Here is a 6121-nt window from a genome sequence, read left to right on the forward strand (position 1 = left end):
CTCGCCGCGCTCACACCGGTGTACCTGCCGGTGGACGTGGCGCTGTAGCCGCAGACGTCACCGCGGGGCGGACACCGAGGTGTCCAGCGTGCTCAGCGTGATGACGATCCCGCTGGTCAGCACCATCCCGGCCAGCACACGGGCGCGGGCGCAGGCGCGGTTGCGGCCCTTGAGGGTGATCCCGCCCGCCGCGTCCTGCTCGGCGGCGGCCACGGTGGCGTCGGCGTCGGCGTCGGCGGCGATGGCGGCGGTGGTGAGCTGCTTGTCCATGACGGTGATCCCCTTCGGATGACCCGTGCGGGCGAGCACGGGGTGGGAGGCGGAGGAAAGCCGTGGTGCTGACGAGCTGTCGAGCGATGGAGCGGTTCGGCGGAGGTGCGTGGGCCGGTCAGTGACCGGGATGTCCCAGGAGCAGAACGGAGGGGACGGTCTCGGGGCGGGCCAGACGGAGCAGGCCGTAGCCGATGCCGGACAGCCCGGTCAGCAGCCCGGGGGAGGGCACGTGGTCGGGGGTGGCACATCGGTGGCCTTGTGCCTCGACGAGGGCGAGTACCTGGCCGGTGCGCCGGGCGAGGGTCTCGGCCGCGGCCGCGTCGCCCCGTCCGGCGAGCACGGCCAGGGCCTCCAGCGTGCCGAGGGTGCCGTGGCCCAGGCTCAGGTCGGGGTACACCTCGGTCTCCGTGAGCCGGTTGCGGACCGACGGCCCGTCGTGTCCGACGGCGGCGGCCGCCACCCCGGCGAGTCCGGAGCACCAGGACGGATCCTGTGGCGCGGCGAGGGTGTCCTGGAGCGCGGCGCGGAGCATGGCGTGGGCGGTGGCCGCGTGCGCGGCTGCGCGTCCGGGCCGGCGGGCCGCGTACCGCAGCAGTGCCCAGCCGACGCCCGCGCCGCCGTCCGCGAATCCGGGGACCCCGTCGGCGTCGGTAGCCGTGGCCAGCAGCCGGTCCGCCACCGTGTCCGCCAGCCGCAGGGCAGCGGGCGCCCCGGTCGCCTCGTGCACCGCGACCGCGGCGGCCAGCGCTCCGGCCGTACCGCCGGCCAGCCCCGGATCCGGGCAGGCCGCCACGGCATGGCCCAGCGCGGTGAGCGCGTCCGGCAGACAGTCCGTCAGGCTCCCGTCCAGCAGGGCCGACAGCCGCACCAGGGCGTACAGGATGCCGCCGAGCCCGTCGTACGCCCCGGGACCGGCCGCGGCGCTCGACTCGGGATCGGCGGCCAGCGCCTTCAGCAGGACCGGCAGGGGCGTCACGGCTTCCCGGGCCAGCGGCGCGTACCGGCCGCCCCCGGCCAGCGCGTCCGCGTGGGCCAGGAACAGGGCGGCCCCGCAGTAGCCCTGCGCGAGTCCGGCGCCCATGGGCAGCACCGCCCAGTGCGGGCCCGAAACCCGTTCCAGCCCCAGCCAGTTGGTGCGGCCGTCCGAGCGCACCGCGCGGGCGGCGATCTCGTCGGCGATCCCGCAGGCCGCGGCGAGCAGCCGGGACGGCTCGGGCACGACGGCGGGCACCGGTGCCACCGTCAGCTCGGACCTGGGCCGGTCCTGCGGAGCATGGGCGCCGCGGGCCGCGAGCGTGGCGGCGACGATCCATTCCTGGTCGTGGCAGTCGACCTCGTCCATCCGGGCGATCTTCTCCCGGACCGCGGTCAGACTCGCCATCGGCAGCAGACCGGGCAGCCAGGTCCCATCGGCCGTCCGGACCCCGGTCCCGGACGGCCGATGGGCGAACAGGGGTACGTCACCGCGCCAGAGGTCCGCCGTCTCGTGCTCGACGAGCCGCCGGCGTGTCTCGTCCTGCTCGGACTCGGTCCACAGGACGGCGAACACGCCTTCCCGGGCCAGCGCGTCACCCAGCAGCGACGGATGGGTGGACTCCTCCAGCAGCGTGGCGTACAGCCGGGTCGAGCGGACGATGAGGCGCGCCGGGCTGTCGGCCCGGCCGGCCAACGGCCCGTCGGCTGCGACCAGTTCGGTGCCGTGTGCGGCGATGGCCGCGTAGGCGGTGCGGAAGCCCTCCAGCAGGGCGGCCCGGTGGTCGGCGCCGTCCAGCGGACGGCCGTCGGGCAGGGGGTGGTTCTGCGCGGCCGGGCTGAGCACCGGGGCGCGTACGGCCCGCATGGTGTCCGTGCCGCTGTCCTCCCAGCTCAGCCCCTCGCTCGGGCAGGTGCCGTCGGCGGACCGGCCGAGCGCGGAGATGTCGAGCGCCCCGTTCTCGCCGATCAGCAGGTGGGGCAGCAGGCAGGTGCGGTGCACGGACGCGTGCAGGGCGTCCGCGGCCGGGTCGGCACCGGCCGTCATGGCCTGCGGGAGCCCGGTGTGCAGCAGCGTCTCGGCGTCCACCAGGACCGGCTGGTCGCCGCAGGCGATGACGTTCTCGTAGTGCATGTCCGCGCCGTCCACCGCGTAGAGCAGAGCCAGCAGGGCGCCCTGCCGCCGGTAGAAGGCGTCGGTCTCGGTCACCGACCGGCACCAGCGGTGTGCCACGAACTCCATCCAGCCGTACCCGTCCCGGCGAAGACCGCGCGGGCTGCGCAGCCCGAGCCCGGGCACCTTGGCGTTCAGCCAGCCCACCAGGTCGTCGAGGAGAGCGTGCTGCTCCAGCGGCCGGGGCTTGTAGACGATCCGGTCGCCGCTCGCGAAGTGCAGGATCGCGACCGCCCGGTTGCCCTGGTGCGCGTCCCCGAGGCCGAGGTCGGCGCGGGTGAGCGCGCCGGGGATCCGGCCGTCGAGGAGATGGGCGGTCAGGTCGTCCCGGTCGGCCTGGAACCGCCGTACGAGTTCGGCGGCCGCCTCGGCGGCGTCCAGCGCGGTCTGCCCGAGCATCCGGGCCAGCACCGGGTAGGCGGCGAACAGCCCGCCCAGACCCTGCCGGGTGCGGGCCGTGGAGAGGAACGAGGCGAACCGCTCGCGGGGTCCGGCCCCGTCCAGCCGGCCGGCCCGCCGCGCCGAGGCGAGTTCGTGGACCAGGGTGCGCGCGGCCTGCCGGACCAGCTGGTGCGACAGCCGCTCCTCGAACGCGCCCCGCCAGACCAGCAGTTCGGCCTCCGGCAGCCCCTCCAGCAGACTGTCCAGCCGCGCGGCCGCCGGAGCGACCAGCGGTCGTACGACGGGAGCGAACGCGTCGGGTCCCGCGCCGCCGTCCGTGTTCCCCTCCACCGTGTCCTCGGTGGCCGCGCCCAGGGCCTGCTCGACGTACCACGCCCAACGGGGCTTGTCCGCACGGGCCGACAGCCGCTCGGCGGGCTCCAGCGCGAGCGCCGCAGCCGTGCCCGCGTCCACTCCGAGGTGGGCCAGCCGCGCGGCGAAGCCCTCCGCGTCGCCGGTGGCCCAGGGGGCGTGGCCGGCGGCGGGCCCGGTCGGCGCCGCGGGGAGGTCCGGGGCGGCGAGCCGTTCCGCGAGGGACAGCGCCGGGGCCCACCAGGCGAGCGGTAGGCCGGCGCTCCGGGGAGTCGAGAGGCTGGCGGTCTCAGTCACGAGACGAAGGTCGCAGAGCCGGTACGCCCCCCACATGGGGAAGCGACCCCCATATTCTTCGCGGGCTCCCGCCCCACTGGAGAACGGCGCCACCCCGGACGGGAGAAACCGCAGGCCGGCCGGGATGTGCACGCAACCCCCAAGTGGGGGTGGCACGTTCGCTCCAGGCCTGACAGCCCGGGCTCAGCCACCGGTGCGGCCCTTGCACCCGCCTTTGTGCGGCGCGCGGCCCCCATGCCCCCGCACTCCCCACCCCCATGTGGCCTTCACACGACCTCCCCGGACCCGCCCCACGGCGCCACGACCGGCTCCCTCCCGCCCTTCGCCTGGGGCCGCCACCCCCCGGGCGGGAAAGGTGGGGGACGACTACCGATGTTCCGCACCTGCCGGCACAGCAGGGTGTTGTGCAGTACCCCAGACCGCCCGCCACACTGACGACCGGGCGGACGACCTTCCAAGGAGAGCAGATGGGAGCACCCGTACCCGTCGGTGTGGTCGCCCTCGACCCGGTGCTGGAGGCCGGCACCCGCAGTACCCTCCTCGCGTGCCCGGGGCTGGCCGTGTGCGAGCCCGGCGACGCACGGGTCGCGGTCCTCACCGTGGACCGGCTCGGACCCGCCGAACTCGACATGGTGCGCACGAGCCGCGCCCACCCGAACCGCCCGGCCGTCGTCCTGGTGGCCGGCGCCCTCGCCTCCGGTGACGCCCTGCACGCCCTCGCCGCCGGCACCCGCGGCCTGCTGCTGCGCCGGGAGGCCGACTCCGCGCGCCTCGCCCACGCGGTGCTGGCCGCAGCCCGGGACGACTGCACCCTGCCCCCCGATCTGCTCGAACAGGTCCTCGACCGGCCGGGGCCGGCCCGGCACACGGCGGGCGGCTGGGCGGGCAGCGCCCTGTCGGAACGCGAGCGCTCGGTCCTGCAACTGGTCGCCGACGGGCACGAGACGGCGGAGATCGCCCAGCGCCTCGCCTACTCCCCGCGCACGGTGACCACGGTCGTCCACGACATCACCCAGCGCTTCCGGCTGCGCAACCGCGCCCACGCGGTCGCCTACGCACTGAGGGCGGGCCTGCTGTGACGACCACCCTGACCGCCCCCACCACCGGCGGCGCGCTCCGGCTGCGCGTCCTGTCGCCGCGCCACGCGGACCGGGTCCGCGCCCTCGCCCGCCGCGCCGGTCTGCACCAGACGCCCGGCCCCGACTCCCCCGTCGCCACGGTGATCGTCGCCGACGACGCCGAGCAGGCGCTGCGGGGCGTCCGTGACCCCGGCCCGCTGCTGCTCGTGTGCGACAACGTCACGCGGAGGGGGCTGATGCTGGCCCTCCGTGCCGGCGCGGTCGTCCTCAGGGCCGCGGACCTCACCGAGGACACCCTGACGGCAGCCCTCCGCAACACCGGCCATCCGTACCGGAGCATCCCCTACCCGGTGCTGTCCCAAGTCCTGACCGACGGCCCGCGGCACGGCGCACCGGCGCGGACCGGGGCGAACCCCGCCCTGACGGCCCGGCAGACCTCCGTGCTGCGCCTGATGGCCGAGGGACACGCCAACGCGGACATCGCCCGGCTGCTGACCTGCTCCGAACACACCGTCAAGAACGTCATCTACGAGGTCATGTCCCGCCTCCAGGCCCGCAACCGCGCCCACGCGGTGGCCCACGCGGTACGCCACGGCCTCATCTGAGGCCGTGCGGCAGGCCTGCCGACGCCCTGAAGGCGTCTCAGAACGACGGTGTCGGCAGCAGCCGCGGCTCGATGCGCTCCTCGATCGACCGCTCGCCCTGCCGGGACACCAAGTAGGCACCCTTGCCCGGCAGTTCCGCCACGGCCTCGACCAACTCGGTGCCCCGGTAGACCAGGCCCACCCCGTCGTCGGTGCAGTGGGAGGCCGGAAGGGTGCCGTCCGCGACGAGGCGGTGGATCAGCGGGCGCCGGCCCTCGTCGGAGTCGTAGTGCACGCCGTTGCCGTACGGCAGCAGGCCGAGGGCGTCGGTGACCGGGCGCAGCTCGGGCCCGAAGGAGTCCGTCGCGCCACCCTCGAACCAGCAGATGGAGCCCGCGCTCACCCCGGCGAGCACCACGCCCGCCTGCCAGGCGCGGCGCATCACGGCGTCCAGGCCGTGCACCCGCCACACGGCGAGCAGGTTGGCCACCGAGCCGCCCATCACCCAGACCACGTCATGGCCCAGGACGGTGGCCTCGACGTCCTCGACGTTCGGCATCGGGAACAGCTGCAGCGGCGTGAGGTCGAAGCCCGCCACCCGGGCCGCCTCGGACACCCGCGCCGTGACGTGTTCCGCGTCCCCCGTGGCCGTGCCGACGTACAGGATCCGCGGGCGCCTGCCGTGCACGCCGGAGAGGTCGACCGCGTGGTGGACCAGGGCGTCGAAGAGCACCCGGGTGCGTCCGCCGACGCGGTGCCCTCCGGAGGTGGCGAGGATGGTCGGTTCGGGTGCCGTCACGCGCGTGATCGTATCGCGGTGACTCCGGGGAGACATGGAGGAATCGTGGAGGTGGACACCGCGAGCCCGGGGTGCCGCAGCCGAACAGCCCAGTGGGGGCCGGTCATTGGACCGGCCATGCTCTCGTAGAAGCTGTCCATGAACCGGCCCTGGTTGCGGGAGAGCAACTGACAGGAGAACTGGACGCTTC

Annotated in this window: 5 protein-coding genes; 2 read left to right on the forward strand and 3 right to left on the reverse strand. The window is 75.3% G+C overall.

The window, feature by feature from the left end; all coding sequences use genetic code 11:
* Positions 1-57: 57 nt before the first annotated feature.
* Entirely contained in the window at positions 58-270 is a 213-nt protein-coding gene (locus ACWC5O_RS44830; protein ID WP_450591654.1) for a hypothetical protein, read from the reverse strand.
* Positions 271-388: 118 nt separating this feature from the next.
* Positions 389-3469 (reverse strand): type 2 lanthipeptide synthetase LanM family protein, encoded by a 3081-nt coding sequence (locus ACWC5O_RS44835; protein WP_450591653.1) that lies wholly within the window; start codon positions 3467-3469, stop codon positions 389-391.
* Positions 3470-3936: 467 nt separating this feature from the next.
* Between ACWC5O_RS44835 and ACWC5O_RS44840 the strand changes: the two genes are divergently transcribed.
* On the forward strand, positions 3937-4548 hold the full coding sequence (locus tag ACWC5O_RS44840; RefSeq protein WP_450591652.1) for a LuxR C-terminal-related transcriptional regulator: 612 nt from the start codon (positions 3937-3939) through the stop codon (positions 4546-4548).
* Positions 4545-5153, forward strand: coding sequence for a response regulator transcription factor (locus ACWC5O_RS44845; RefSeq protein WP_450591651.1), 609 nt, complete (start codon positions 4545-4547; stop codon positions 5151-5153). Before ACWC5O_RS44840 ends, ACWC5O_RS44845 begins: the two co-directional genes overlap by 4 nt.
* A gap of 37 nt (positions 5154-5190) precedes the next feature.
* Here ACWC5O_RS44845 and ACWC5O_RS44850 read toward each other — a convergent pair whose 3' ends face one another.
* Positions 5191-5931: a Type 1 glutamine amidotransferase-like domain-containing protein gene (locus ACWC5O_RS44850; protein WP_450591650.1), complete on the reverse strand. Its 741-nt coding sequence runs from the start codon at positions 5929-5931 to the stop codon at positions 5191-5193.
* Positions 5932-6121 lie beyond the last annotated feature (190 nt).

It is taken from the genome of Streptomyces sp. NPDC001450, from assembly GCF_053597295.1.